The sequence below is a fragment of the Sphingomonas sp. Leaf208 genome (assembly GCF_001421415.1).
In the GTDB taxonomy this organism is placed as follows: domain Bacteria; phylum Pseudomonadota; class Alphaproteobacteria; order Sphingomonadales; family Sphingomonadaceae; genus Sphingomonas.
This window is the reverse complement of record NZ_LMKH01000001.1, coordinates 657,095-683,241: the sequence shown is the minus strand read 5'-3', so window position 1 is coordinate 683,241 and position 26,147 is coordinate 657,095. Positions and strand designations below refer to the sequence as shown.

Genomic DNA, 26,147 nt, shown 5'->3' with positions numbered 1-26,147 from the left:
GGGAGCCTCTATGATGACCGGCCCAACCGAAGTCGCCCCGATCATCGTCACCGCGCTATTCGGCCGCAAAGACACCGCGTTCTTCGACTCAATGCGCCGCGAGCATTTCCCGCCCGAGCGTAACCAGCTCGACGCGCACCTGACGCTGTTTCACCACCTGCCGCCCTCGGGCCTCGACGAGCTCAAGCACCGCCTCAACCAGGAAACGCGCGGCATCCGTGCTCCACAGGCCCGGGTGGGCGGCCTGATGTCGCTAGGGCGGGGTGTGGCCTACCGGATCGAGTCCCCCGAGCTTGTCGGCATCCGGGCGCGCCTCGCCGACGCATTCACCGGCATGCTCACCCCGCAGGACGCCGGCGGCTGGCGTCCGCACGTCACGATCCAGAACAAGGTCAGCCCGCAAGTCGCCAAGCTTCTGCTCGGCAATCTGCAGCGCGATTTCACCCCGAAAGACGTGGAAATCGCCGGTCTGGGCGCGTGGTGGTATCGCGGCGGACCATGGGAAGCGATTTCCCGGCACATGTTCGCTTGACCGCCTCGAAACCGCTTCCTATAGGCCGCGCCTCGCAGGGAAGAACGCTTCCCTGACGGACGGTACGGCGAAGTAGCTCAGTTGGTTAGAGCACGGGAATCATAATCCTGGGGTCGGGGGTTCAAGTCCCTCCTTCGCTACCATTTCAGACCTGGCGCATGGCGCCGCCGGCACATCCCCGCAGACCGACGCAAGCGATCACCAACTGCGGGAAACTCGTCTTCGCAATCGAAAATGCGCTTCTATTGCCTTGGGTTAATGGTCAGCCAGTGTGCCGCATCTTGGGCGCACGCGTCGGCCCGGCCGTTCGGGAGATACGAGTATGCGCGACAAACGCCCTGATGGGATTGCCGATTATACGGGTCCGGCTGGTGGCTGGGGTGCGCTGAAGGCGGTCGCCGTCTCGCTCAAGGCGCAGCAGATCGTCGTCCGCGGCGGCCAGACGCTGCTTAAGTCGAACCAGCCCGACGGCTTCGATTGCCCGAGCTGCGCATGGCCCGACCCGAAACATACCTCCTCGTTCGAATTCTGCGAGAACGGCGCGAAGGCTGTCGCGTGGGAATCCACCGCCAAGACGATCGGCGCGGACTTCTTCGCCAAGCATAGCGTGTCCGACATCTGGAAGCAGAGCGATCACTGGATCGAGGACCAGGGCCGCGTCACCGAGCCGCTCCGCTACAACGCCGCCACCGATCACTATGAAGTCGTGAGCTGGGCGGACGCGATGCGCGAGATCGGCGCAGGCCTCGCCGCCGTCCCCGATCCGAACCAGGCCGAGTTCTACACCTCGGGCCGCTGCTCGAACGAGGCGGCGTTCCTGTTCCAGCTGTTCGTGCGGCTCTACGGCACCAACAACTTCCCCGACTGCTCGAACATGTGCCACGAGGCGACGTCGGTCGGGCTGCCGAAGTCGATCGGCATCGGCAAGGGCACCGTCAGCCTCGAGGATTTCGACCACGCCGACCTGATCCTGTCGATCGGCCACAACCCCGGCACCAACCATCCGCGGATGATGGCGACCCTGCGCGAAGTGTCGAAGCGCGGTGGCAAGATCATCGTCTTCAACCCGCTCAAGGAACGCTCGCTCGAACGCTTCGAATCGCCGCAGTCGGTGGTCGAGATGGCGACAATGTCGGCAACCCCGATCGCCAGCAGCTATTACCAGGTAAAGGTCGGCGGCGACGCGGCCGCACTGAAGGGCATCGCCAAGGCGCTGGTTGCGCTCGACGAGGCGGCCATGGTCTCCGGCACCGAGCGCGCGCTCGATCACGCGTTCATCGCCGAGCATACCGCGGGCCTCGACGACTATATCGCGGACCTCGCGACGACCGAGTGGGCGGATATCGAGCGTTCCAGCGGCCTCTCCCGCAGTGACTTGGAAGAAGTCGCGCTCGCCTATTCGAAGTCGAAGTCGACGATCTGCTGCTACGGCATGGGCGTCACCCAGCACCGCACCGGCACGACAAACGTCCAGCAGATCGCGAACCTGCTTCTCCTGCGCGGCAATATGGGCCGGCCAGGCGCGGGCATCTGTCCGCTGCGTGGCCACAGCAACGTCCAGGGCGACCGTACCGTCGGCATCACCGAGCGGCCGATGCCCTTGCTGCTCGACAACATGCGCGACGTGTTCGGGTTCGAGCCGCCACGCGAGCATGGCCATTCGGTGGTCGAGAGCATCGCCGCGATGCGCGACGGCCATGCCAAGGCGATCGTCTGCCTCGGCGGCAACCTCGCGATCGCGTCGTCCGATCCGCAGGCGTGCGCGGAAGGGTTCCGCAACCTGGATCTCGCGGTCCACATCACCACCAAGCTCAATCGCACGCAGTTGCTGATGGCGAAGGCGACCTACGTCCTGCCGTGCCTCGGTCGGACCGAACTCGACATGCAGGCGACTGGCCAGCAATCGGTGACGGTCGAGGATTCGATGTCGATGGTCCACGCCTCGCGCGGCTTCCTGATGCCGCCGGGCGATCACGTGAAGTCGGAAATCTGGATCGTCGGCGAGATCGCCAAGGCGACCTTCGCCGCCAAGGGCCACACGCCGGTCGAGATCGACTGGGACGCCTACGTCGGCGATTACAGCCTGATCCGCGACAAGATCGAGGCGGTGTTCCCCGCGTTCGCCGACTACAACGCACGTATCCGCAAGCCGGGTGGTTTCCATCTGCCGAACTCGGCGGCGATGCGCGAGTGGAAGACGGATAGCGGCAAGGCGAACTTCCTCGTCGCCAAGGGCGTCGAGGAGGACGAGAGCGCAGGCGATCCGACCGTGCTGCGGCTCACCACGCTGCGCGCGCACGATCAGTACAACACCACCGTCTACAGCCTCGACGATCGCTATCGTGGCGTGTTCGGGCGCCGCGACATCCTGTTCATGAACGAGCGCGACATGGCACGGCTCGGGCACAAGGAAGGCGACGTCGTCGACATCGCCACCGCGCTCCAGTTCGCGCGGCCCGATCGCGTCGTGCAGAAGCTGATGCTGGTGCGGTACGCGCTGCCCGACGGCTGCGTCGCCTCCTATTACCCCGAGACGCAGCCGCTGATCGCGCTCGAGGATCACGATCCGCAGAGCTTCACCCCCTCCTATAAATCCATCCCGGTGACCGTCCGTCCCGCCGCCGCCGACCTGGGGTCGGATCGCGGCGTGGTGCGCGCGGGGATCGTCGGGCACGAGAGTAAAGTACACGCATGAGCACCGGCTATTCGTCGACGATCGACACCTACGCGACCCTCGCAGCGACCAAGGCGGAGGCGTTGCGGCGCTCTCCCGCGGGGTTCTTCGCCGGCGCGATCCTTGCGGGCACGTATATCGGCATCGCGATGATCCTCGCGCTCAGCACGGGCTCGGGCCTCGAACCCGGCGTACGACCACTGGTGATGGGCGCGACCTTCGGGCTCGGGCTGATCCTGACGGTGTTCGCCGGGGCTGAACTGTTCACCGGTTACGTGATGTATCTCGGCTTCGGCCTGGCGCGCCGGACGATCACGATCGGAGACGCGCTCAAGCTCGCCGTCGTCGTGTGGATCGGCAATCTCGTCGGTGGTGTCGTTCTATCGCTGGTGTTCGCGGCGGGCGGCGGCGGCGCGATCTTCGCCAACGCCGATACGATGTTCCACGGCTATGTCCTGCACAAGGTGTCGGTCGACGCGACCGCGCTGATGGCCCGTGCAATCCTGTGCAATTGGCTCGTCTGCCTCGCGATCTGGACCGCGGCCCGGATGACCGGCGACACCGCCAAGTGCATCGCGATGGCCTGGATCCTGCTCGCGTTCGTCGCCGCCGGGTTCGAGCATTCGGTCGCCAACATGACCGCGCTGACGCTCGGCCTGCTGGTGCCCAACTCGTCGATCGACCTCGCCGGCATGATCCGCAACCTTGCGATCGTCACGGTGGGTAACACGATCGGTGCCTTGGTCTTCGTCGTCGGCGGCTATCTGGTCGCGTCGAAGACGGACGCGGTACAGGCCGCTAAGTAATCCCGGTTTCGCGTGGCAGCGGCGAGCCTGCTGCTACGCGAACACCTCCCACGGATCGTTGACCACCAGGATCGCGTCGCTTCGGGCCAGCGCGAGCAGCGTCAGGCCGTGCTCGCGTGCATGATCAATCGCCAGACTGGTCGGCGCGGAGATCCCAACCAGCATCGGGGCCCCGGCGATCAGCGCCTTGTCGACCATCTCGAAACTGATCCGCGACGTGACGAGGATGAAGCCGTCGATCGGCTGCCTGCTGATCGCGATGCCGCCGACGAGCTTGTCCAGCGCATTGTGACGGCCGACGTCTTCATACGCCGCAACGATACGACCCTCACGGTCGCAGGCAGCGGCGGCATGGATCGCGCCTGTAGCCGCGTTAAGAGGCTGATGAGCGCGCAGACCATCCAGCGCGGCGAACAGCGCGTCGACAGGCGTGTCGGGCTTTGGCGGCGTCCTCGGGACCGGTTTGCGGAGTTGTTCGAGCCCGGAGATGCCGCATAGCCCGCAACTCGTGTCGCTGGTCCGGTGGCGGACACGGTCGTGGATGCGGCCTTTGCAGCGATCGGAAAGCTCGACGCGGACGATCCAGCCAGCCTCCGCCTCGAATATATCGATGTCGCGCACGTCGTCGGCACTGTCCGCGAGCCGCTCGGTCAGCAGGAAGCCGGTGGTGAACTCGGCCAGGTCGGCGGGCGTCATCATCATCACCGCATAGCCCAGCCCGTCGATCTCGATCGCGACCGGGACTTCGATCGCGATGGCGCGCTCGCCCGCGGCAATCGAGTCCGGCCGCAGCATCTTGATCGCTTGGTTGCGCGACGTGGTCATAAGGTATCGAGGTCCTGCGGCGTGTTGACGTTCGGGATAGGCGCACCCGCCGGGATCGGGATAGCCCCGATCGCCTCCGCCCACCCGCGCACCGATCGCCGCGGTACGGTTTCGATATGGATGAGCAGGTTGCCGAGCAGACTCGTCTCCCAGTGCCCCAGCACCGGGGCGTCGGGGCAGTAGGCAGAGGTTCGACGGGAGAGTGCCGTCAGCAACCCTTCCGGCAACCAAGGCATGTCGCACGCAACTGTCAGCACCGACGTGAACCCGCGCGAGGCCGCATAACTGAGCGCGCCTGCGATGCCCCCCAGTGGCCCGATATCCCCTCTTGGCAGGTCCGGGATCGCCCCATCGCGTCCCGCGATCACCGCGGTCTCGACATGAGGCACCAGCAGCGCCCGCGCATGCTCGGCCAGCACGCGTCCGTCCAACATCGCCATCGCCTTGTCGGACCCGAAGCGAGACGACCGCCCGCCCGCCAGTACGACGCCGAGAATACGCTGCTCGGTCAGCGCGTCTTCTCGATCCGCACCGGGACCGATTTCGCTGCCGGAACATGACTTTCGCGGGCATGGTGAGCAACCGGTATGAGCAAATTGCACTCAGGGTAATACGCGCCGAGACAGCCCTCGGGAATTGCATATTCGACCACGCGCAGCTTGTTCAGGCGGCGATCCGAATTGTCGCCTGCGTCGCCGACCAGATCGACGTCGTCGCCATCGGTGAACCCCATCCGGATCATGTCGCTGCGGTTCATGAACACGATGTCGCGTGTGCCCTTCACGCCGCGGAAGCGGTCGTGATAGCCGTAGACGGTCGTGTTGAACTGATCGTTCGACCGGAGCGTCATTAGCCGGAAACGGCCCTCCGCCTCCTCGAACCCAGTCACGTTCAGCGACTGCGGCACGTTGATCTCCGCCTTGCCGCTCTTCGTCTTCCACTCGCGATGTGCCGCCGGCACGCCCTTCCAGAAGCCACCGGGCGTGAACATCTGGTCGTTGAAGTTCTTGAACAGGTCCGGATACGTCACCTCGATCGCATCGCGAACCCGCGCATAATCGCGCACCCACGCATCCCAATCGAGCTTCGGATTGGGCGCGAGCGTCGCTTTGGCGATTCCCGCGACGATCGCGGGCTCGGACAGCAACGTCTCGGACGCTGGCGTAGCCTTGCCCTTCGAGCCGTAAATCTGGCTGAACGAATCCTCGATTGACACGCTCTGCGGCCCAGTGCCCTGCATGTCGGTCTCGATCCGGCCGAGGCAGGGGAGCAAATACGACGTCTCGCCGGGTAGCAGGTGCGAACGGTTGAGCTTGGTCGCGATATGCACCGTCAGGTCGAGCGCGCGCCACTTGGGCTCCATCCGCGCATGATCCGGGATCGCCCGCACGAAGTTGCCGCCAAGCCCGACGAACGCCTGCGCGCTGCCATCGAGCACCGCCTCGCACGCCTCGACCGTATCCCAACCCTTCTCGCGCGGCGGTTCGAACCCGTATTGCTCGGCAAGCTTGTCGAGCGGCGCGAGTTCGGGCTTCTCAGTAATGCCGACCGTGCGCTGGCCCTGGACGTTCGAATGACCACGGACCGGCCCCATGCCCGCTCCGAGCTTGCCGATATTCCCGCGGAGCAGCATCAAATTGACGAGCATGTGCACGTTGTCGATCCCGCCGACATGCTGGGTCAGCCCCATGCCGTACACAGCGATGACCGCCTTGGACTTGGCATAGACCTTCGCCGCCGCCTCGATCTCGGTGCGGGGCAGGCCGCTCTCATGCTCGATTGTCGCCCACTCGGTTGCGCGCGCGACATCGGCGAACGCCTCGAACCCGGTGGTGTGCTCTGCAAGAAACGCATGATCGAGCACCGGCGAGCCGTTGATCCGCTTGGCGTTGTCGTCGGCTTCGATCAAATATTTGCACATCCCCATGATCGCGCCGACGTCGCCACCGGTCTTCAACTGGTGGTATTGCGAGGCGATCGACGTCGACTTGCCCGTCACCATCTCGATCGGGTTTTGAGGATCCTGGAATTTCTCCAGCCCACGCTCCTTGAGCGGGTTGAACACGACGATCTCGACGCCACGCTTCGCACAATCGCGCAACGGATGCAGGAACCGCGGGCTGTTCACACCGGGATTCTGCCCGAAATAGAAGATCGCGTCGCACTTCTCATAGTCCGACAGGTGAATCGTGCCGACCGCCGAACCGATCGCCGACTTGAGCCCGACCGAGGTCGTCTCGTGGCACATGTTCGAACTGTCCGGCAGGTTCTGGCTGCCATACATCCGTGCGAGCAGGCTATACATGTACGACGTCTCGAGGCTGGCGCGGCCCGACGCGTAGAAGATGACCTTGGTCGGATCGTACGTCTTCAGCTTTGCGCCGATGCCCGCGAACGCCTCGTCCCAACTGCACGCCGCGTATTTGTCGGTCGCGGCATCATACTTTAGCGGGTGCGTGAGCCGCCCCGCCTGTTCGAGATCGTAGTCCTTCCAGCCGATCAACTCGCTGACCGTATGCTGCTCGAAGAACGCAGGCGTCACGCGGAACGAGGTCAGCTCCCACGCCGTCGCCTTCGCGCCATTCTCGCAGAACTCCGCGACGTGCGGATGCGCGGGCTTACCCCACGCGCAACTGACGCACGCAAAGCCATCCGGCTTGTTCTGCCGGGCGAGTTCGCGGATCACTTCCGGCCCGACCTTCTCGCGCGCGGAAATCTCGACGAGCGACTTCATCGAACCCCAGCCGCCTGCTGGTGCCGTGTAATCCTCGATCTCTACGGTCCGGTCGTCGCTCATGCTCATCTCCGCTTTTATGGTCCAACGCAGTGGCAAAGCTTTCGATGCAGGCGACACAGATTTACCGGCGGTTCAAATCCGGCCGCGCATCCCCTAGATGCAGTCTCGAATCTCCAAGGAACTCCGATGACGACGCACACGACCCGCATGCTTATCCTCGGCTCGGGCCCCGCCGGGCTCTCCGCCGCGATCTATGGCGCGCGTGCCGGGATGGCGCCGATCGTCGTGCAGGGCATCCAGCCCGGCGGCCAGCTGACCACCACCACCGATGTCGAGAATTATCCCGGCTTCAAGGACGTGATCCAGGGGCCGTGGCTGATGGAGCAGATGCAGGCACAGGCCGAGCATGTCGGCACGCGGATGATGTGGGATACGATCGTGCAGGTCGACCTGACCAGCCGCCCGTTCCGCCTGATCGGCGACAGCGGCGACGTGTACGAGGGCGATACGCTGGTGATCGCGACTGGCGCGCAGGCGAAGTGGCTCGGCATCGACAGCGAGGAGCCGATGAAGGGCAAGGGCGTCAGCGCCTGCGCGACCTGCGACGGGTTTTTCTACCGCGGCAAGAAGGTGGCGGTGATAGGCGGCGGCAACACTGCGGTCGAGGAGGCGCTGTACCTCACCAACCATTCGCCCGACGTGACGCTGATCCACCGTCGCGATTCGCTGCGGTCGGAGAAGATCCTCCAGGAGCGCCTGTTCGCGCACAAGGGCGTGACGGTGCTCTGGAACAAGGAGGTTCGCGAGTTCGTCGATGGTGGCGGCAATGCGGGGCTCGTCGCGCTGGAGCTCGAGGACACGGTGACGGGCGAGCGCTCGCGGCTGGCGGTCGATGGCGGGTTCGTGGCGATCGGGCATCACCCGGCGACCGAGCTGTTCCGGGGGCATATCGCTCTCGATTCGGACGGCTATATCTCGGTCGAGACTGGCTCGACGCGGACCAGCGTCGAGGGTGTGTTCGCGTGCGGCGACGTCGCGGACAAGGTGTATCGGCAGGCCGTGACCGCGGCTGGCACGGGCTGCATGGCGGCACTGGATGCCGAGCGCTTCCTCGCGGCGGCCGAGTTTGCGGAGCTTGCCGAAGCCGCTGAATAAGCGGCGTAATCGGGAAAGTAGTTTAGGCCAGGTTACGCCTAAGTGCGGTCTCCAGCGCGGCGCCTGCCGGGCCGGTGAAGCTGTGCGATTCGGTGTCGATCGTCTCGGCTGGGACGATGGCCCCGGCGGCTGCGGCGAACGCGATGGCGGTCGCATCGCCGCGGGCCAGGATGACCGCGGCGTTGGTGTGCCAGCGCGCCAGTTCCGTCAGGACTCGCGTCGTGAGTAGCTCAGGCTGAGAGGCATATATGCGCTGTAAGCCTCTAATTAACTTGCGAAAGCTTATGCTGCCCAGCAGGGCCCTGCGCCACGTCGCAGGATCGCGTAGCGCTGTTCTGTAACGGGCGCGGATCGCGGCGGCGGGAGGAAGGTCGTCGATCGGTTCGACGACCCAGGGGTTGGCAACGATGATCCGGTCGATCGCTGCCGATCGGCCGAACAAGGCGAGCGTGGTGGCGGCATCGCAATTGCCGAAGCCTATCAGCCGCGTGAGGTGGGGAGCGGCGGATCGGAAGGCGGTGGCGGCGGCGATCAGGTCGGGTTTTGCGCCGAGGAAGCCGCGATTGTCGCCGGTCGAGTCGCCGACACCGCGGCGATCGTAGCGGAACACGGGCGTGCCGGTGGCGGCCAGACGGTGCGCGAGCATCGCCATGCCGCGGTGCGCCCCGCTGCGAATTTCATTGCCGCCGGATACGATGATCAGACCGGTCGAGCCATGTCCCTCGTCCAGCGTGGCGGCGAGGCTTTCGCCTCCGCAAGTGAAACCGATCAGCCTTCGCACGATGCGATCCAGTACGAGATATCGTCCGCAAGGTGCTGTGCGAGAACGACATCGTTATCCGGTTCCGATCGGCGCCAGAGCGGTGCGCCGGCATAGGTCGCATCGGAGGGCCGGGGATCGGTATCCAGGCGCACGACCCGGTATCGGCCATCGTCACGCGGTGTGGCGCCGCGCAATTCGTCGAGCATATCGAGGGACACATGGTTGCCTGCGTATTCGCCCTCGGGCGCGCGGGCGGATTTGCCGGTGGCGCGCGTACGTTCGAGGTCTCGGACGAGGTTCCCGCCCGTCTGAGGTGCAAGTTGCCAGCGACCGGCGACGTCCGCGTCGACATCGAGAAGCGCCCCGCTTCTTATCGAAAGCGCATAACTTCGCGTGCCAAGGTGTTGGGATAGATCGGTATAGGCTCTGCGCTGGTCGGACAGTCTGGCTTCTACGGTCGCGACCTCGCTCTCACCGGTGCCGGGAAAGTCGGGGAGGACGCTGGCGATCCCGTGGCCTACCAGCGCGCGCAGGATCGTGCAGGCGAACTGGCGTGTGCGATTCGCTTCCTCGAACAAGGGGAGGGCGGCGATGACGATCGGGCCGGTATCGGGGCCGAATCGGAGCATCGCTTCGCGGCCACCGGTCCAGTCATATGTATCGAAGCGCAGACCGGACATCATGGTCGAAGCTAGACCAGCGCTTTACCCGCGGCAAACGTCACCAGCGCGCCGAACGTCTCGAGCATCTCGCCATCGATCTCGTCGTCCTCGATCAGGATGCCGAGCCGGTCTTCGAGTTCGGTCAGCACGCTTGCCACCGCCATCGAATCGAGCTCGGGCAGCGCGCCGAACAGCGGCGTGTCCGGCGTGAACGCAGCGACGCGATCGGCGCTGAGACCGAGGATATCGGCCAGGACGGCGCGTACCGTCGTTTCGACTTGGGAAGTGCCTTCGAAGATCACGAGCATCGCCTGAACGGTTAGGAACCCGGCCCCGCTAGCGTGTGGGGGTGAATTCGGCAACGGGTTCGCGCTAACGGGGCTTGGCGCTATTAGGGGCGCATGATCGCGCTCGACCCCAAGCCGTACCCTATCGACCACATCGCGCTGCGTGGCGCGCCGGATGCCGTCGCGCTGGTCGACAAGGCGGGGGCGATGACGTTTGCCGAGCTTGAGGCAGGGGTCGGTGCATTGGCGGGGTGGCTCGCTGGCCGAGGGCTGTCGGTGGGCGACCGCGTCGCGACGTGGCTACCGAAGACGCGCATCGCCTGCCTGATGCCGCTCGCCGTGGCGCGAGCGGGGCTGGTGCATGTCCCGGTCAACCCTCTGCTCCGCCGAGCGCAGGTCGCGCATATCCTGGGGGATAGCGGCGCTCGCCTACTGGTGACCCAAAGCGCGCGGGCCGGGACGCTAGACGATGGCGACGTACCGGATGGCTGCGCGATCGTGGACGAGGCCGATCTTCTTTCTCTTTTCCCTCGCGAACGCGGGGGCCCAGGATTGCAGAGCGCGACGCCCGTGATTCCTGGCCTCCCGCCTTCGCGGGGGAATGGAATGATGGGTCCCTCCGACGCCGACCCCGATACCCTGGCCGCGATCCTCTACACGTCCGGCTCCACCGGCCGGCCCAAGGGCGTGATGCTAAGCCATGCCAACCTGTGGCTCGGCGCGATCTCCGTCGCGCACTATCTAGAGCTGACGTCTGAAGACCGCGTACTCGGCGTACTCCCTTTGTCGTTCGACTACGGCCAGAACCAGCTATTCTCCACATGGGCAGCCGGCGCGTCGGTAGCGCCGCTCGACTACCTCGTCGCACGCGACGTGGTGAAGGCGGTCGAGCGGGTCGAGGCGACGACCTTGGCGGGCGTGCCGCCCTTGTGGGTTCAGCTACTGGAAGCGGAGTGGCCGGTGGAAACCGCCGCTCGGCTGAAGCGGCTGACCAACTCGGGCGGCGCACTGACGCCGCGACTCGTGCGGGGCCTGCGGGAGCGGTTCCCGGCGGCGGAAGTGTACGCGATGTACGGACTGACCGAGGCGTTCCGATCGACGTATCTCGACCCGGCGCTGATCGATACGCATCCCGACGCGATGGGGCGTGCAATCCCGTTCGCCGAGGTTTCGGTGGTGAAACCCGGCGGCACGCGCGCTGCGCCGGGGGAGGCGGGGGAACTCGTGCATTCGGGGCCACTCGTCGCGCAAGGCTATTGGCAGGACGCGGAGCGGACGAGGGAGCGGTTCCGCCCGGCGCCCGGTGGCAGCGGCATGGCGGTCTGGTCGGGGGATACCGTCGTCGAGGGCCAGGACGGCCTGCTCCGATTCGTCGGCCGCGATGACGAGATGATCAAGAGCGCAGGCAACCGGATCAGCCCGCTCGAAATCGAGGAGGCGGTGCTGGCAGGCGGCGAAGCGCGCGAGGCAGTCGCAGTCGGTGTGCCGGACGAGCGGCTGGGGCAGGCGATCGTCGTGATGCTGGCCGGGGATGCGGGTGAGGAGCCGGCGTTGCGGGCGCGATTGCGGACAGCTCTACCGAGCTTCATGCAGCCGGGGATATACCTCTGGCGGGACGAATTACCGCGTAATGCCAATGGGAAGCTGGACCGGTCTGCCATTGCGTCGGAGGTGAAAGCTTGTTCTCCCGCGAAGGCGGGAGTCCAGTCTGGGCCCCCGCCTTCGCGGGGGAACAAGGAGGGGAGTGCGTCATGAAACCGATGGGTCCCCTTCCTCGGGAGTTCGCGCAGCAAAATGGTTCGCTGATAATCAGCGGACGGACGGCTGACGACTGGGCCGCGTACACTGGCGACACGCCGTTGTTCGTCTACGACATGGCGATCGTCGCTGCCCGCATCGCGTGGTTTCGTGCAGCGATGCCGGCGATCGACCTCCATTACGCCATCAAGGCCAATCCACACGCCGACCTGCTGACCGCCATCGCGCCGCTGGTCGACGGGCTCGACGTCGCCTCATCGGGCGAACTTGCGAAAGCGCTAGCGGTCAAACCGGCTGTCTCGATCAGTTTCGCCGGGCCCGGCAAGCGTGACGACGAACTCGCCGCCGCGATCACCGCCGGCGCCACGCTCAACGTCGAATCGGAAGGCGAGGCGGCACGGGCGTTCGCGATCGGCGACCGCCTCGGACAAACACCGCACATGGCGGTCCGCGTAAACCCCGACATCGAACTCCGCGGTTCGGGCATGCGAATGGGCGGTCGCGCATCGCCGTTCGGAGTCGATGCGGTACGGGCGGCAGCGCTTGTGAAAGCGATCGTCGCAGCGGGCGCGGACTGGCGCGGGTTCCACATCTACGCCGGCAGCCAAGCGCTCGATGCCGGTGCGATCATCGAGACGCAGGCCGCGACGATCGCGCTCGCGGCGCGGTTGGCCGAGGAGGCGAGCGTCGCACCGCCGCTCGTCAATCTTGGTGGCGGCTTCGGCGTGCCGTACTTCGCCGGCGACGCGACGCTCGACGTCGAACGGGTCGGCAAGGCGCTGGCCGAAGCGCTCGCATCCCGCCCCGCGATCCTCGCCAAAACCCGATTCGCGATCGAACTCGGCCGCTGGCTCGTCGCCGAAGCCGGCGTCTACCTCACCCGCGTCATCGACATAAAGCTGAGCCAGGGCGAGACCTTCGTCGTCGTCGACGGCGGCCTCAACCACCAGCTCGCCGCCAGCGGCAATTTCGGCACCGTCGTCCGCCGCAACTACCCGATCGCGGTCGCCGCGCGGATGGGCCACGCCCCAACCGAAACCGTCTCCGTCGTCGGCCCGCTCTGCACCCCGCTCGACCGGCTCGGCGACAAGGTCGCGCTCCCCCCCGTCCACGTCGGCGACCTGATCGCGATCTTCATGGCCGGCGCCTACGGGGCGAGCGCCAGCCCGACTGCGTTTCTCGGGCATCCACCAGCGTCCGAGATCGTTACTGGTATATAAGGCGCAGTTGCAGTGTCTTGGCGGGGCATGGTTACGGGGCGCTCCTAACGCTATCTTCACCTGTTACTTGCATAGCGAAGGCTGAGTTAGCCGCCCGTCGGGCAACCGATGGACGGTGCGGCGCCAGGAGAAAGTTACCCATGCGTTCCGGATCTGTATCGAAATCCCTGCTGACCCTAGGCCTCGCCGCGACCACGCTCGGCGCGTGCACGACCGGCAGCACGCCGCCCGCACTGCCGCCCGCCTCGTTCGTCGCGAAGCAGGAACTGCCGGGCGAGGAATATGTGATCGGCCCGCTCGATCAGCTCAACATCTTCGTCTGGCGCAATCCCGAGCTGTCGTCGAAGGTCCAGGTGCGTCCCGACGGCCGGATCACGACGCCGCTGATCAACGACCTGCCCGCGGTCGGCAAGACCCCCGCGATGCTCAGCGACGATATCAAGAAGGCGTTGGGGGCCTATATCAAGGATCCGATCGTCTCGGTGATCGTCGAGAATTTCAGCGGCACCTACAGCCAGCAGGTCCGGGTCGTCGGTGCGACCGAGAAGCCCGCGTCGATCCCCTACCGCGCCAACATGACGTTGCTCGATGCGATGATCGCGGTCGGCGGGCTCAGCCAGTATGCGGCGGGCAACAAGGCGCGGCTGGTGCGCTACGATCGCGCGACCGGCAAGCAGACCGAGTTCGGGTTGCAGATCAACAACCTGCTCAAGAAGGGCGATTCGTCGGCCAACGTCCGGCTCGCGCCGGGCGACGTGATCATCATCCCCGAATCGATGTTCTGAGGCGATCGGGATGAACGGGATCTACGACGAGGTGCGGATCGCGCTCCATGCGATCTGGACGCGGCGCTGGCTGGCGCTCGCGGTGGCATGGGGCGTGTGCGTGCTCGGCTGGCTGGTCGTGTCGCAGATCCCGAGCCGCTACGATTCGACCGCGCGCGTGTTCGTACAGATGCAGACGATCCTGCCCTCGGGCATGGACGGCGTGCCACAGGTCGCGCCGATGACGGTCGACACGATTCGCACGACGCTGATCTCGGCGGTGAACCTCGAAAAGGTCGTGCGCGGCACCGATCTCGCGAACACCGTGTCGAGCGACCGGGACGTCGCCGACCGCGTCGCGGCGCTGGCCCCGAACATCAAGATCGTGTCGCAACAGGATAATCTGTTCCAGATCACGACGAGCGCGGCGACGCCGAAGCTCGCGCGCCAGATCACGCAGAAGCTGATCGACCTGTTCGTCGAACAGAACCTCGCCGGCGATCGCTCGAAGACGACGCAGAGCCTGACTTTCCTCGATCAGCAGCTCGCCTCGCGCCAGAAGCAGCTCGCCGACGCCGAAGCCAAGCGCGCCGACTTCCAGAACCGCTATCTCGGCGCTCTGCCCGGCACGGGTTCGGTCAGCGACCGGATCAGCGCCGCGCGGTCGCAGATGTCGCAGGTCGACGGCGACCTCGCCGCCGCGCAGTCGAGCCTTGCCGCGGTCCAGGGCCAGATGGCCGGGACGCCGGCAACGGTCGCGGGGACGGGGGGCGTCGCCGGCGCGGCCGGGCCCGCGCGCGCACGGCTCCAGGCAATCCAGGGCCAGCTCGCCGATGCCCGCGCGCGCGGCTATACCGAGAACCACCCCGACGTGATCGCGCTGAAGAGCCAGCTCGCATCGGCCACCGCGGCGGCGCGCAGCGAGCCGCTGGCGGGTGGCAGTGCAGGGGGCAGCGCACAGAACCCGCTCTACGCGTCGCTCCAGTCGATGGTCGCGGATCGCACCGCCACGGTCGCCTCGCTACGGATGCGGCGGAGCCAGTTGCAGGGCGACCTCGACCTGCTCAATTCGAAGCTATCGGGCGATCCGGAAGTCGCCGCCGAACAGGGCTCGATCGATCGCGATTATCAGGTGCTGAAGGACCAGTACGACGCGCTGCTCAAACAGCGCGAGCAGACCGCTATCGTTGGTCAAGCGCAGTCGCAGAGCGATCACGTGAAGTTCAGCGTGATCGATCCGCCGACGATGCCGAGCAAGCCGAGCGCGCCGAACAGATTGCTGCTACTCACGGGGGTTCTGATCGCGGGACTCGCGGCGGGGATCGGTGCGGCCTTCGCGATGGGGCAGCTGCGATCCACGTTCGCGACGACCGCGCGGCTTGAAAAGGCGGCAGGCATGCCGGTGATCGGGTCGATCGGCGAAGTGGTGACGCGCGTGCAATCCGGCCAGCGTCGGCACAAGTTGAAGATGTTCCTGGGCGGTACGGCCGCACTGGGCGTCGCCTATGTCCTGTTGCTGGGGGTCGAGATCCTCCAGCGCGGACTGGCGGCATAGGGGGATGACCGTGACGAAGCCTGATCGCGAACCCTCGCTGCTCGAACGAGCGGCCAAGGTGTATGATTTCAACGCGCACGCCCGGCTGCGCGGTACCGTCGTGCCGACTCCGCCGCAGGTCGAGACGCCCCCGGTTGCGCCCGTGGCCGCGCCCGTGGTCCCCCCTGTCGTCGAGGTGCCGGAGACCGGGTCGCCGAAGTTCGAAACGCCGCTCGAAGAAACGCCTGTTGCGGCGTCTGCGCCGCTATCCGAGGCCGAGCCGCCGCACGAATTCGTCGACCCCACCTTCCTAGCGATCCCGGAAGAACTGCGCGCACCGGTCGGTGACGAGCTTCCCGACGAATTCTACCTGCCCGACGAAGCATCCGACACCGTGCGGATCGATCGCGGGATGCTGGCCGCGAACGGCATGATCGTCCCCGGCGCGCCCGTCGGCCCGCTTGCCGAGGAGTTCCGGCTGATCAAGCGGCAGTTGCTGATCACCGGCGCGCGGATCGCGGAGAGCGGTAGCGCCGACAAGGCGCGCATGATCCTGGTCTGCTCGGCGCGCCCCGGCGACGGCAAGACGTTCTGCGCGATCAACCTCGCGCTCTCGATCGCCGCCGAGCGTGATACCGAAGTGCTGCTGGTCGATGCCGACGTCGCAAAGCCCGATGTCGTCGCGCAGCTCGGCCTCACCGATGGCCCCGGACTGCTCGATGCGCTGGGCGATACGCGGATCGACGTCGAGGATTTCGTCATCCAGACCGACGTACCGCATCTCTCGATCCTGCCTGCCGGGTCCAAGACCAGCATGGATACCGAACTGCTCGCCAGCGCGCGGACCAAGTCGGTGATCGCGCGCCTGCTCGAGGCCAATCCGCGCCGTGTCGTGATCTTCGATTCACCCCCTGCGCTGGCGGCGTCGCCGGCATCGGTGCTGGCGATGCGGGTAGGGCAGGTGATGCTCGTCGTCCGCGCCGACCACACCCCCGAGAATGAATTGCGGGCGGCAGTGAACCTGCTCGACGGGTGCGAGCATATCCAACTCGTGCTGAATGCAGTGTCGTTCGTCCAGGGCGGTGCGCGGTTCGGCAGCTATTACGGGCATGCGTCGTGATGCGGACACTGCACACCAGGCGTATGGCGCGGAAGTTGGCGTTGATCGCCGGCGGTTGCGTGCTCGCGGCACTGCCCGCCACGCCGGTCGTCGCGCAGGCTGATCTGCCGACGCAACCCGCGCAATCGTCGCGCCGCATCACGATCAATCCGTATGTCGAGGCAAACCAGACGCTGTCCGCTGATCTCAACGGTGGCGACGTGCTGACCTATACCAGCCTCGCCGCCGGCGTCGACGCAGCGGTCCAGACCCAGCGTATCTCGGGCCAAGTCAGCTATCGGTACGAGCATCGATTCGGCTGGGGCGATCGTCTCGGCGACGATGATATCCATTCGGGCCTCGCGCGCGTCGATGCCCGCGTCACGCCGAACCTCACGCTTGAGGCTGCCGGTATCGCCACCCGGTCGCGCTCCGATATCCGAGGCGCGGCGCCCGGCGTCCTCGTCGGCAATGTCAGCAACGTCAGCCAGATCTATTCGGTCTATGCCGGCCCCAGCTTCACCAGCAACGCCGGCCCGGTGACGCTGAACGCGAACTATCGGCTCGGCTATACCAAGGTCGATACTCCGACGTTCGGCGATGCGGGCCTAGGCGGGCAACGGCTCGATTATTACGACGATTCGATCGGCAACACCGTGACCGCCAGCGCCTCGGTGCGCCCCGGTGCGATCGCGCCGTTCGGGCTCACGGTCAGCGGCGCTTACGACCGCGAGACCSCCAGCCAGTTGAAGCAGCGTTACGAGGGCTATTACGGCCGCGGCGACATACTCCAGCCGATCTCGCCCTATGTCGCGCTCACCGCCGGCGTCGGTTACGAGAAGATCGAGACGAGCCAGAAGGATCCGGTCGTCGACGCGACCGGCACGCCCGTGCTCGATCGCGACGGTCGCTTCGTCACCAACCAGGCATCGCCGCGCCGCGTCGCCTATCGCACCGACGGCATCTATTACGACGCCGGTGTCGTCTGGCGGCCCAATCGCCGGACCTCGGTGGAGGGGCATGTCGGGCGCCGCTACGGATCGCTCAGCTACACCGGCACCGCGACCTATCAGGCATCGGACTCCGTCGGCCTCGCGGTCAACGTGTATGACGGCGTGCAGACCTTCGGCCGTCAGCTCCGGACCGGTATCGGCAATTTGCCGACCAGCTTCCTGAGCGGCAACCAGCAGGGTTTCGGCCAGCAGTTCAATGGCTGCGTGTTCGGCTCCACCGGTGCGCTACCCGGCGGCTGCCTCAACGACGTGTTCCAGTCGATCTCGACCGCCAGCTACCGCGCACGCGGGATCGACGGCGTGATCTCGGCGACGCGCGGGCGCTCCACCTGGGGCGCGGGCATCGGCTACGCCAATCGCAAGCTCTATGCGCCGCGGCTCGCGCCCGGCCTGGTCGTCGCGGGTCTCGATGATGAAAGCTATTACGGCCAGCTCTTCTACACGCGCAGGCTGACCCCGGTTTCCGGCGTCAACGCCGACCTGTTCGTGAATTATTACGACAGCGGCGTCGACGACATCACCGGCGATACCGGCGTGTGGTCTTACGGCGGGACGGGGACATATTTTCACAATTTCGGGCGTCTCGGCACCACCGCGTCGCTCGGGCTTTACAGCTTCAAGGTCGGCGACCTCGACAGCGACTGGTCGGCGCAGGCGCTGATCGGTGCGCGGTACCAGTTCTGAAGGCGAGCAGCTTATGTACGATGAACATTATGGACTGACGGGTCGGCCTTTCCAGCTCACCCCCGATCCCAAATTCTGGTTCGAGACCGCCACCCACCGCAAGGCGATGGCGTATCTCGGCTATGGTCTGGCGCAGGGCGAGGGCTTCATCGTCATCACCGGCGATATCGGCGCGGGCAAGACGACGCTCGTCGGTCATTTGATGGACACGATCGACCTTCAGCGGCTGAACGCGATAAAGCTCGTCTCGACCGCGATCGAGGCTGACGACCTGCTGCGGATCGTCGCCACCGACCTGCAGGTCGATCCGGCCGGACTGAGCAAGGCCGAACTGCTCACCGCGATCGAGCGCGGGCTGCACGCGGTCGCGCGCACCGGCAAGCGGACGCTGCTGATCGTCGACGAGGCGCAGGCCTTGCCCGTCGATGCGCTCGAAGAACTGCGGATGCTGTCGAACTTCCAGGCCGGCGGCCATGCGCTGCTGCAGATCGTCCTGCTCGGACAGCCCGAGTTCCGCGACCGGCTCCACGGCTCGGAGCGTCTCGAACAGCTCCGCCAGCGCGTGATCGCGATCCACCATCTCGATCCGATGGAGGAGCATGAGGTCTCCGACTATCTCGCGCACCGCCTGACGGTGGTCGGCTGGACGAGTAACCCCGATTTTACCGAGGATGCGTTCGCGGCGTTCTTCACCGGGTCGGCCGGTGTGCCGCGTCGTTTGAACCAGCTGGCTGGACGCGTGATGCTGCACGCGGCGATCGACGACCTCACGGTAATCGACGGCGATACGGTGCGGGCGGTGCAACGTGACCTTGAGGGCGACCTGCCAATGATCGCGCAGGACCGGGGAAAAGGTGCGCATAACGCGCACGAACCGCGCGAACCCGTGTCCACGCCGCGTGCTGACATGCCGAGCACCGATCCTGCGGTCGAGGAGCGACTCGCTGAACTCGAGGCGCGGGTGGACATGCAGGACAAGGCGCTACGTCGCGTGCTGACGCTGCTGGTCGACTGGGTCGAGGGCGACGATACCAAGCCCGAATACGCACCCATCCGCGGTGTGGCCGCCTGGCACGATGCTGCCTGAAATGCCTGTTCTCAATGGTATGTCCGTCGATGTTGAGGACTGGTTCCAGGTCGGCGCGTTCGAGAAGGTGATCGACAAGGCCGACTGGGACTCGCTCCAGCCGCGCGTCGAGGCCAACACCGACGCGGTCATGGCCCTGTTCGCCGAGCGCGACACGAAGGCAACGTTCTTCACTTTAGGCTGGGTAGCCCACCGCTACCCCGCCCTGATCCGCCGCATCGTCAACGCCGGACATGAGGTTGCCAGTCACGGCTGGGACCACCAGCGCGTCTTCACAATGACGCCGGACGTGTTTCGCGCCGACCTCACACGTGCTCGAACGGCGATCGAGGACGCGGCGGGGACGAAGGTCACGGGGTATCGCGCGCCGAGCTTCTCGATCGACCAGCGGACGCCTTGGGCGCACGTCGAACTTGCCGAGGCGGGCTATGCCTATTCCTCCAGCGTCGCGCCGGTGAAGCATGATCATTACGGTTGGCTCGATGCACCGCGTTACGGATTCAAGCCGCTTGCCGACAGCGCGTTGATCGAAGTCCCGGTGACGGTGGCTAAGTTCGGCGAGCGCAAGCTGGCGACCGGGGGCGGATTCTTTCGGCTGCTCCCGGCGGCGATCACCGATCTCGCGGTGCGGCAGGTCAATCGCGAAGACCGCCCGGCCATGTTCTATTTTCACCCGTGGGAAATCGATCCGTCGCAGCCGCGGGTCGACGCGGCGCCGATGCGGTCGAAGATCCGCCATTACTCGCGACTCGGGGCGATGGCCGGCAAGTTGCGCGGACTGCTTGGCCGGCACGATTGGGGCCGTGTGGACACTGTCGTAGCACGCGAAGCGGCGCGACTGGCGTGACCGCGCCGATGCCTGTCGGCGTGCGCGAAGTCGACCTTCGCGATCCGGGCGAGTGCGCGCGGATCACGGCGTTCGTCGAGGCCAGCGATGGTGCCACGCCGTTCCATCTGCCAGGGTGGAGCGTAGCGGTGCAGGACGGTTGCGGCCAGCGCGCGCATTATCTGGTTTCGGAGAATGGAGGCGCGATTGATGGCGTGCTGCCGTTGACGGAGATGCGTTCGCCGCTGTTCGGGCGTGCGCTGGTGTCGACCGGGTTTGGCGTAGATGGCGGCGCTTTGGGTGACGCGGTCGAAGCGCTGTCGGCGGGGGCTTGGAACCTTGCGCTGCGGATCGGCTGCCCTTCGATAGAATTGCGCGGCGGTCCTGCACCGATCGGCTGGGATAGCGATGACACCAGCTATCTCGGCTTCGTTCGAGATCTAGCCGCGGACGACGATGCGGAACTGCTCGCGATTCCTCGAAAGCAGCGCGCCGAAGTCCGCCGTGCGCTCGGCTTCGACCTTGAGATCGTCATCGGAAATGATCGGAAACTGCTTGCCGAGCACTATCAGGTTTATGCGGAGTCGGTTCGCAATCTCGGCACACCGGTTTTTCCCCCCAAGCTTTTCCGCAGCGTTGCGAGCGTGATGGATGCCGATGTTCTCACCGTTCGACACAAAGGCCGCGCGGTCGCCAGCGTCTTGAGCCTGTATTTCGACGGCACGGTCTATCCCTATTGGGGCGGCGGGACTGAAGCCGCGCGCGGATTGCGCGCCAACGACCGGATGTATTTCGCGCTGATGGCGCACGCCCGCGCGCGTGGTTGCATGCGGTTCGACTTTGGCCGTTCGAAGACCGGTACGGGGGCGGCGGCGTTCAAGAAGAACTGGGGCTTCACGCCCGAACCGCGGCTTTATGCCAAGCGCAGCAACGGGCCGGCTCGCGAGGTGAACCCGCTGAACCCGAAATACGCGCTGATGGTGCGGACGTGGATGAAGCTCCCGCTGTGGGCGGCCAACGCAGCAGGACCGTGGATTTCCCGAGGCCTGGGGTGAGCCTGCTCTTCCTGGCGCACCGCGTTCCCTTTCCGCCCGACCGCGGCGACAAGATCCGCAGTTTCCATATCCTCCAGTATCTGGCGAAGCGCACGCCGGTGCATCTGGTGGCGTTCGCCGACGACGAGGCGGACTTCGATCCGCCGGCGGTACTCACCGATATGCTGGCGAGTTGCACGATCCTGCCGCGTCGGAAGTCGCAGAAGCGTGCCGCAATCGAGGCGCTCGCGACCGGTAAGCCGGTTTCGCTGACCGCCTTTGCGAGCGCGGCAATGCAGGATGCGGTCAATCGCGTCTTGGCCGATGTAAGCGCGGTCTACTGCTTTTCCGGCCAGATGGCGCAGTATCTACCGGTTGGCGGGCCGCCGGTCGTCATGGATTTCGTCGACGTCGACTCCGCCAAGTTTGCTGGTTTTGCCGACGATGCACGGGGCCCGATGCGTTGGATAATGCGCCGCGAAGCTCGGCTGCTCGGTATGTTCGAGCGCGGGGTGGCGAGCAGGGTGTCGGCTAGCCTGTTCGTCAGCGAAGCGGAGGCTGCGCTGTTCCGGGAGGGTGGTGCAACCGGGCGGATCATTGCAGTCGAGAACGGCATCGATTCGGCGAAGTTCGATCCGGCGGTCAACTTCGGCCGCCAATCTTCCCCCCTCCCTGAAAGGGAGGGGCCGGGGGTGGGTCGGCTTCCCGAGGGGCAACCGGGCGTGACCAAAGCGGGCCGACCCACCCCCAACCCCTCCCTTCCAGGGAGGGGGGCAGAAGCGTTGATCGTCTTCACGGGCCAGATGGACTACCGCCCCAATATCGACGCAGTGACGTGGTTCGCCCGCGACATCCTCCCGCTCGTCCGCCAGCGCCACTCCGCCCACTTCGCGATAGTCGGCCGCGCGCCGACCGCCGCCGTCCAGGCGCTCGCAAGCAACCAGGTCACCGTCACTGGCGCAGTCGACGACGTCCGAGGCTGGGTCGCCGCCGCAGACGTCTGCGTCGCCCCGCTGAAACTCGCGCGCGGGATCCAGAACAAGGTGCTCGAGGCGATGGCGATGGCCCGCCCCGTCGTTGCCTCCGCCGACGCGGCCGAGGGCATCGATCATGCCGGCACGATCCGCGTCGCCACGACCGCACAGGAGTTCTCGGACCGCATCTGCAACCTGCTCGAAGCCCCCGACACGGCAGCTACGCTGGGCCAGTCCGCCCGCGCGCAGGTCATCCGCCGCTACGGTTGGGACGCCCGCCTCGCGCCGCTGGACATGTTGCTCGGCCTTCCGGCATGACCGCTTGGCGTCGCCACGGCATCGCGCTCGCGGTCGTCGCGGTGCTGATACTCCTGACGTTCCGAAGCGATGTCGCCGATCTCGCGCATATCTGGTGGACGAGCACCACCTTCGGCCACTGCCTCTTCATTGGCCCGGTGATCGCATGGCTCGTGTGGCAGCGCCGCACTGAACTGGCCGGACTGACCCCGACCGAGTGGTGGCCCGGCGTCGCGCTCGTCGCAATCGGGGGCGGCGGCTGGCTGATGGGCGATGCTGCTTCCGTCGGGTTCGCGCGCCAGCTTGGGCTCGTGATGATGCTGCAAGGCGCGGTCGTGACGATCCTCGGCCCCAACGTGGCGCGCGGATTGCTCTTCCCGCTCGCCTACGCGTTCTTCCTCGTACCGTTCGGCGAGGGTCTCGAACCGCCGCTGCAGACCGTCACGGTCGCGATCGTCATGCCGCTGCTGCACCTCGTCGGCGTGTCGGCAGTGGTCGACGGCGTGCTGATCCACGCCGGCCGCTATTATTTCGAGGTCGCCGAGGCGTGTTCGGGCGCCAAGTTCGTCATCGCGATGGTCGCGTTCGGGGTGCTCGTCGCCAACCTCTGCTTCGTATCGTGGCAGCGCCGCGCGGTGTTTCTCGTCGTGTCGGTCGTCGTGCCGGTCGTCGCCAACGGCTTCCGCGCGTTCGGTACCATCTGGGCGGCGGACCTCACCTCCGTCGAGGCGGCGACCGGGATCGATCATATCGTCTATGGCTGGGTGTTCTTCGCGCTGGTCATGGCGGGCGTGATGGCGATCGGCTGGCGCTGGTTCGACCGCGCACCCGATGATCCCGCGTTCGATCCGGCGAAGCTCAAGGTCACACCCCGTCAACGGACCGATCTCGCCATCGCGACCGCACTCGCTCTCACCACGTTCGCGGTGTTCCCAGCCTGGAGCGCAGCAGTCGCCAGACGCGCACAGCCACTTCCCGCGCATATCGACCTGCCCGAGATCGCCGGCTGGCACCGCGTTCCCATCAGCACGCGCGCGCCGTGGACGCCGTATTACCCCGGCGCAGACCATTATCTGTTCGGCCGCTACGCCGACGCGACCGGCGCGCAGGTCGACATGAGCATCGCGGTGTTCGGCAGCCAGCACGAGGGCAAGGAGCTGATCGCCTACGGTACCGGCGTGCTACGCGAGGAAGATCGTTGGGTCCGCGTCGCCGATTTGCCCGATATCGCAGGGGGAAGCGTCATGCGGATCACTGCACCCGGACCCGTAGAGCGGATCGTCGCGACGTGGTACCGGGTCGGCGACACGACCACGCAGGACGAAACGCTGGTGAAGATCGAGACGATGAAGGCGCGGTTGCTCGGGGGGCCGCAACGCGCGGTGGCGATCCATCTGTCGGTCGAGGGCGCCGATCCGCGCCCGATCACGCGCTTCCTCGCCGCGCTCGGACCGATCGCGCCGGTCGCCGATCACGCCGCGGGGATGCGCTAGATGTGCGGCATCGCCGGGATCTTCCACCCCGGCACGCCCAAGCCGGTCGACCCGAACCGCGTCCACGCGATGATCGCGGCGCTGTCGCATCGCGGCCCCGACGGCGACGGCATCTGGACTGCGCCCGGCGTCGGTCTCGGCCATCGCCGGCTGTCGATCATCGACCTCGAAGGCTCGCCGCAGCCGATGTCGGACGGCACGCTCACGACTACCTACAATGGCGAAGTCTATAATTTCGCCGAACTCCGCGACGAACTGACCGCCAAGGGTGCGATCTTCCGGACGTCCGGCGACACCGAAGTCCTGCTGCACGCGTGGCGCGCCTGGGGACCGTCGATGCTCGACCGGCTGAACGGCATGTTCGCGTTCGCGATCCACGACACCGCCGCGCACACGCTGTTCCTCGCGCGCGACCGGATGGGCGTGAAACCGCTCCATTATGTTGAACTGGCCGACGGGTCGCTGGCGTTCGCGTCCGAACTGAAGGGCCTGCTCGCACATCCGCAACTCCGGCGAGTGCCCGATCTCGGCGCGGTCGAGGATTATCTGGCATTCGGGTACGTCCCCGATGATTCCTGCATGGTCGCGGGCGTGAAGAAGCTCGCGGCCGGGCATTTCCTGTTGGTCGAGCGTGGCAAGTCGGTGCCGCAGCCGTACAAATGGTGGGACGTCGAATTCTCCAACCGCGCGACCGGTTCGGCCAAGGCGCTGGGCGAGGAACTGGTCGACCGGATGCGGGCGGGGGTGCGGTCGCGGATGGTCGCCGACGTGCCGCTGGGTGCGTTCCTGTCGGGCGGTGTGGACAGCTCAGCGGTCGTCGCGCTGATGGCGGAGGCGAGCCCCAAAGCGGTCCGCACCTGCACGATCGGGTTCGACGAGGCCGGGCACGACGAGCGCAGCTATGCGGACACCGTCGCGCGCCGCTTCGCCACGGATCACCGCGAGCGCGTCGTCCAGTCGGGTGACTTCGGACTGATCGATACGCTGGTCGCTAGCTTCGACGAGCCCTTTGCGGACGCCTCCGCGCTCGCCACTTATCAGGTCTGCGCGCTGGCCAGGGAGAGCGTCACCGTCGCGCTGTCTGGAGATGGCGCGGATGAAGCGCTCGCCGGATACCGCCGCTACAAGTTCCAGTCGGTCGAGGAGCGCGTCCGCGGCTTGCTCCCGTCGCATCTGCGCGCCGACGTCTTCGGGACGCTCGGCCGCTGGTATCCGAAGGCCGACTGGGCGCCGCGGCCGCTTCGCGCAAAGTCGACGCTGCTCGCGCTCGCGCAAGGTGGCGGCGAGGCGTATGCCCGATCGGTCGGCGTCACCACAACCGAACTCCGCGCGCAGTTGTTCAACGCCGGCGCTCGCGCGAAGCTCGGCGGGTACCGTGCCGAGGACCGCTATGTCGCGACGATGGCGAACGCGCCCGCGCGAGATGCGATCGACCGTGCGCAATATGCCGACATCAAGCATTGGCTGCCCGGCGACATCCTCACCAAAGTCGATCGGACCAGCATGGCGGTCGGCCTCGAAGCGCGCGAACCGTTGCTCGACCACCGCCTGATCGAGTTCTGCGCGACGCTGCCGGCGACCATGCGGTTGCGGCACGGCGAGGGCAAATGGCTGATGAAGAAGGCGATGGAGCCGTATCTGCCGCGCGACATCCTCTATCGCCAGAAGATGGGCTTCGTGACGCCGATCAGCGCGTGGTTTCGTGGCGCGCTGGCAGGCGAAGCGACCGTGCTCGCCAAGTCGCGGACGCTCGGCGAGACTGGGTGGTTCGACATGGCGACGCTCGCGCGGATTGCCGACGAGCACCGGATGGGTCGCGCCGAGCATGGGCGGACGTTGTGGCAGTTCGTGATGCTTGAGCGGTCGATGAAGCGGATGTTCGGGTAGGACGGAGCGAATCCTCCCCCGCCAGGGGGAGGTGGC

General features: G+C 66.2%; 22 protein-coding genes and 1 tRNA gene. 17 read left to right on the top strand and 6 right to left on the bottom strand.

Annotated elements, in window-relative coordinates:
• The first annotated feature begins 13 nt into the window (after window positions 1-13).
• The 4 genes from ASE69_RS02875 to ASE69_RS02860 all read left to right on the top strand — a co-directional run bounded on the left by ASE69_RS02875 (window position 14) and on the right by ASE69_RS02860 (window position 4,012).
• Complete coding sequence (locus tag ASE69_RS02875) at window positions 14-532, top strand: 2'-5' RNA ligase family protein (protein WP_056483079.1); 519 nt, start codon at window positions 14-16, stop codon at window positions 530-532.
• A 66-nt stretch (window positions 533-598) separates the two neighbouring features.
• A tRNA-Met gene (locus tag ASE69_RS02870) sits at window positions 599-675 on the top strand.
• 179 nt (window positions 676-854) lie between these two features.
• Window positions 855-3,227: an FdhF/YdeP family oxidoreductase gene (locus tag ASE69_RS02865; protein ID WP_056482497.1), complete on the top strand. Its 2,373-nt coding sequence runs from the start codon at window positions 855-857 to the stop codon at window positions 3,225-3,227.
• A complete protein-coding gene (locus tag ASE69_RS02860; protein WP_056482494.1) occupies window positions 3,224-4,012 on the top strand; it encodes a formate/nitrite transporter family protein in 789 nt (262 codons plus the stop codon). The genes ASE69_RS02865 and ASE69_RS02860 overlap by 4 nt, the downstream gene beginning before the upstream one ends.
• A gap of 33 nt (window positions 4,013-4,045) precedes the next feature.
• On the opposite strand, the gene fdhD is transcribed toward ASE69_RS02860, so the two are convergent.
• Genes fdhD through ASE69_RS02845 form a run of 3 tightly spaced genes read right to left on the bottom strand, consistent with a single transcriptional unit; the run spans window position 4,046 to window position 7,634 of the window.
• On the bottom strand, window positions 4,046-4,837 hold the full coding sequence (fdhD, locus tag ASE69_RS02855; RefSeq protein WP_056482491.1) for a formate dehydrogenase accessory sulfurtransferase FdhD: 792 nt from the start codon (window positions 4,835-4,837) through the stop codon (window positions 4,046-4,048).
• The gene (locus tag ASE69_RS02850; RefSeq protein WP_268795470.1) at window positions 4,834-5,319 is read right to left on the bottom strand and encodes a molybdenum cofactor guanylyltransferase; all 486 of its coding nucleotides are present in this window, start codon (window positions 5,317-5,319) and stop codon (window positions 4,834-4,836) included. The genes fdhD and ASE69_RS02850 overlap by 4 nt, the downstream gene beginning before the upstream one ends.
• A 26-nt stretch (window positions 5,320-5,345) precedes the next feature.
• Window positions 5,346-7,634 (bottom strand): FdhF/YdeP family oxidoreductase, encoded by a 2,289-nt coding sequence (locus ASE69_RS02845; RefSeq protein WP_056483073.1) that lies wholly within the window; start codon window positions 7,632-7,634, stop codon window positions 5,346-5,348.
• Between the two features lie 126 nt (window positions 7,635-7,760).
• Between ASE69_RS02845 and trxB the strand changes: the two genes are divergently transcribed.
• Window positions 7,761-8,729: a thioredoxin-disulfide reductase gene (trxB, locus tag ASE69_RS02840; protein WP_056482488.1), complete on the top strand. Its 969-nt coding sequence runs from the start codon at window positions 7,761-7,763 to the stop codon at window positions 8,727-8,729.
• 22 nt (window positions 8,730-8,751) lie between these two features.
• Here trxB and ASE69_RS02835 read toward each other — a convergent pair whose 3' ends face one another.
• From ASE69_RS02835 to ASE69_RS02825, 3 genes are read right to left on the bottom strand one after another with little or no spacing between them, the layout of a single operon-like run.
• The gene (locus ASE69_RS02835; RefSeq protein ID WP_056482485.1) at window positions 8,752-9,510 is read right to left on the bottom strand and encodes a hydrolase 1, exosortase A system-associated; all 759 of its coding nucleotides are present in this window, start codon (window positions 9,508-9,510) and stop codon (window positions 8,752-8,754) included.
• On the bottom strand, window positions 9,498-10,172 hold the full coding sequence (locus ASE69_RS02830) for a hypothetical protein (RefSeq protein ID WP_056483070.1): 675 nt from the start codon (window positions 10,170-10,172) through the stop codon (window positions 9,498-9,500). Before ASE69_RS02830 ends, ASE69_RS02835 begins: the two co-directional genes overlap by 13 nt.
• An 11-nt stretch (window positions 10,173-10,183) precedes the next feature.
• Window positions 10,184-10,462, bottom strand: a complete 279-nt coding sequence (locus ASE69_RS02825) for an acyl carrier protein (protein ID WP_156362093.1) — start codon at window positions 10,460-10,462, stop codon at window positions 10,184-10,186.
• A gap of 93 nt (window positions 10,463-10,555) precedes the next feature.
• Here ASE69_RS02825 and ASE69_RS02820 point away from each other — a divergent pair, with 93 nt between their 5' ends.
• The 12 genes from ASE69_RS02820 to ASE69_RS02765 all read left to right on the top strand — a co-directional run bounded on the left by ASE69_RS02820 (window position 10,556) and on the right by ASE69_RS02765 (window position 26,111).
• Window positions 10,556-12,196 carry an acyl-CoA ligase (AMP-forming), exosortase A system-associated gene (locus ASE69_RS02820; RefSeq protein ID WP_056482482.1) on the top strand — a complete coding sequence of 547 codons (1,641 nt, stop codon included), beginning with the start codon at window positions 10,556-10,558 and terminating at the stop codon, window positions 12,194-12,196.
• Complete coding sequence (locus ASE69_RS02815; protein WP_056482479.1) at window positions 12,193-13,419, top strand: pyridoxal-dependent decarboxylase, exosortase A system-associated; 1,227 nt, start codon at window positions 12,193-12,195, stop codon at window positions 13,417-13,419. Before ASE69_RS02820 ends, ASE69_RS02815 begins: the two co-directional genes overlap by 4 nt.
• A gap of 140 nt (window positions 13,420-13,559) precedes the next feature.
• Complete coding sequence (locus tag ASE69_RS02810) at window positions 13,560-14,204, top strand: XrtA/PEP-CTERM system exopolysaccharide export protein (protein ID WP_056482476.1); 645 nt, start codon at window positions 13,560-13,562, stop codon at window positions 14,202-14,204.
• Window positions 14,205-14,214: 10 nt separating this feature from the next.
• Complete coding sequence (locus ASE69_RS02805) at window positions 14,215-15,738, top strand: XrtA system polysaccharide chain length determinant (protein WP_056058096.1); 1,524 nt, start codon at window positions 14,215-14,217, stop codon at window positions 15,736-15,738.
• Window positions 15,739-15,742: 4 nt separating this feature from the next.
• A complete protein-coding gene (locus ASE69_RS02800; protein ID WP_056482473.1) occupies window positions 15,743-16,837 on the top strand; it encodes an AAA family ATPase in 1,095 nt (364 codons plus the stop codon).
• A 23-nt stretch (window positions 16,838-16,860) separates the two neighbouring features.
• A complete protein-coding gene (locus ASE69_RS02795) occupies window positions 16,861-18,513 on the top strand; it encodes a hypothetical protein (RefSeq protein ID WP_235517951.1) in 1,653 nt (550 codons plus the stop codon).
• Window positions 18,514-18,526: 13 nt separating this feature from the next.
• Entirely contained in the window at window positions 18,527-19,600 is a 1,074-nt protein-coding gene (locus tag ASE69_RS02790) for an ExeA family protein (protein WP_056482470.1), read from the top strand.
• A gap of 19 nt (window positions 19,601-19,619) precedes the next feature.
• A complete protein-coding gene (locus ASE69_RS02785; RefSeq protein ID WP_200924093.1) occupies window positions 19,620-20,447 on the top strand; it encodes an XrtA system polysaccharide deacetylase in 828 nt (275 codons plus the stop codon).
• Complete coding sequence (locus tag ASE69_RS02780; RefSeq protein WP_056482467.1) at window positions 20,444-21,481, top strand: FemAB family XrtA/PEP-CTERM system-associated protein; 1,038 nt, start codon at window positions 20,444-20,446, stop codon at window positions 21,479-21,481. The genes ASE69_RS02785 and ASE69_RS02780 overlap by 4 nt, the downstream gene beginning before the upstream one ends.
• A complete protein-coding gene (locus ASE69_RS02775; RefSeq protein ID WP_056482464.1) occupies window positions 21,478-22,752 on the top strand; it encodes a glycosyltransferase in 1,275 nt (424 codons plus the stop codon). The genes ASE69_RS02780 and ASE69_RS02775 overlap by 4 nt, the downstream gene beginning before the upstream one ends.
• A complete protein-coding gene (gene xrtA, locus ASE69_RS02770) occupies window positions 22,749-24,224 on the top strand; it encodes an exosortase A (protein ID WP_056482461.1) in 1,476 nt (491 codons plus the stop codon). The genes ASE69_RS02775 and xrtA overlap by 4 nt, the downstream gene beginning before the upstream one ends.
• Entirely contained in the window at window positions 24,225-26,111 is a 1,887-nt protein-coding gene (locus ASE69_RS02765) for an XrtA/PEP-CTERM system amidotransferase (RefSeq protein ID WP_056482458.1), read from the top strand.
• Window positions 26,112-26,147 lie beyond the last annotated feature (36 nt).

Bases quoted from the DNA above. Each gene is read 5' to 3' on its own strand.
- ASE69_RS02860 (WP_056482494.1), top strand. From the start codon at position 3,224: ATGAGCACCGGCTATTCGTCGACGATCGACACCTACGCGACCCTCGCA.
- ASE69_RS02805 (WP_056058096.1), top strand. From the start codon at position 14,215: ATGAACGGGATCTACGACGAGGTGCGGATCGCGCTCCATGCGATCTGG.
- ASE69_RS02830 (WP_056483070.1), bottom strand. From the start codon at position 10,172: ATGTCCGGTCTGCGCTTCGATACATATGACTGGACCGGTGGCCGCGAA.
- ASE69_RS02825 (WP_156362093.1), bottom strand. From the start codon at position 10,462: ATGCTCGTGATCTTCGAAGGCACTTCCCAAGTCGAAACGACGGTACGC.
- trxB (WP_056482488.1), top strand. From the start codon at position 7,761: ATGACGACGCACACGACCCGCATGCTTATCCTCGGCTCGGGCCCCGCC.
- ASE69_RS02800 (WP_056482473.1), top strand. From the start codon at position 15,743: ATGACCGTGACGAAGCCTGATCGCGAACCCTCGCTGCTCGAACGAGCG.
- fdhD (WP_056482491.1), bottom strand. From the start codon at position 4,837: ATGACCACGTCGCGCAACCAAGCGATCAAGATGCTGCGGCCGGACTCG.
- ASE69_RS02875 (WP_056483079.1), top strand. From the start codon at position 14: ATGACCGGCCCAACCGAAGTCGCCCCGATCATCGTCACCGCGCTATTC.
- ASE69_RS02815 (WP_056482479.1), top strand. From the start codon at position 12,193: ATGAAACCGATGGGTCCCCTTCCTCGGGAGTTCGCGCAGCAAAATGGT.
- ASE69_RS02765 (WP_056482458.1), top strand. From the start codon at position 24,225: ATGTGCGGCATCGCCGGGATCTTCCACCCCGGCACGCCCAAGCCGGTC.
- xrtA (WP_056482461.1), top strand. From the start codon at position 22,749: ATGACCGCTTGGCGTCGCCACGGCATCGCGCTCGCGGTCGTCGCGGTG.
- ASE69_RS02820 (WP_056482482.1), top strand. From the start codon at position 10,556: ATGATCGCGCTCGACCCCAAGCCGTACCCTATCGACCACATCGCGCTG.
- ASE69_RS02785 (WP_200924093.1), top strand. From the start codon at position 19,620: ATGTCCGTCGATGTTGAGGACTGGTTCCAGGTCGGCGCGTTCGAGAAG.
- ASE69_RS02845 (WP_056483073.1), bottom strand. From the start codon at position 7,634: ATGAGCGACGACCGGACCGTAGAGATCGAGGATTACACGGCACCAGCA.
- ASE69_RS02865 (WP_056482497.1), top strand. From the start codon at position 855: ATGCGCGACAAACGCCCTGATGGGATTGCCGATTATACGGGTCCGGCT.
- ASE69_RS02790 (WP_056482470.1), top strand. From the start codon at position 18,527: ATGTACGATGAACATTATGGACTGACGGGTCGGCCTTTCCAGCTCACC.
- ASE69_RS02810 (WP_056482476.1), top strand. From the start codon at position 13,560: ATGCGTTCCGGATCTGTATCGAAATCCCTGCTGACCCTAGGCCTCGCC.